Here is a 699-nt window from a genome sequence, read left to right as displayed (position 1 = left end):
TTGTTCTTTGAAAACTAGATAACAGTAATTGCTGAGGAAAAGTGAAACTTTTCTTTAATCAAACCAATAAATAACACAACTTTATGTTGTACCATTTATTCGCTAATGGTTAAGTTAGAAAGGGCGCACGGTGAATGCCTTGGCACTAGGAGCCGATGAAGGACGGGACTAACACCGATATGCTTCGGGGAGCTGTAAGTGAGCTTTGATCCGGAGATTTCCGAATGGGGAAACCCACTGTTCGTAATGGAACAGTATCTTTATCTGAATACATAGGATATTGAAGGCAGACCCGGGGAACTGAAACATCTAAGTACCCGGAGGAAGAGAAAGCAAATGCGATTTCCTGAGTAGCGGCGAGCGAAACGGAATTAGCCCAAACCAAGAGGCTTGCCTCTTGGGGTTGTAGGACACTCTATACGGAGTTACAAAGGAACGAAGTAAATGAAGCGACCTGGAAAGGTCCGTCGAAGAAGGTAACAACCCTGTAGTTGAAACTTCGTTCCCTCTTGAGTGGATCCTGAGTACGGCGGAACACGTGAAATTCCGTCGGAAGCTGGGAGGACCATCTCCCAAGGCTAAATACTACCTAGTGACCGATAGTGAACCAGTACCGTGAGGGAAAGGTGAAAAGCACCCCGGAAGGGGAGTGAAAGAGATCCTGAAACCGTGTGCCTACAAGTAGTCAGAGCCCGTTAA

1 rRNA gene is annotated in these 699 nt (G+C 46.4%); it reads left to right on the top strand.

From position 1 onward, the window contains the following. Window positions 1–107: 107 nt before the first annotated feature. Window positions 108–699, top strand: a 23S ribosomal RNA gene (locus tag ACRPLQ_RS26330); the annotation flags it as partial.

This window comes from Priestia sp. TRN 1309, from assembly GCF_050846875.1.
GTDB classification, from domain to species: domain Bacteria; phylum Bacillota; class Bacilli; order Bacillales; family Bacillaceae_H; genus Priestia; species Priestia zanthoxyli.
Note: the sequence above shows the minus strand (reverse complement) of the source record. Positions and strands in the feature narration are given on the sequence as shown.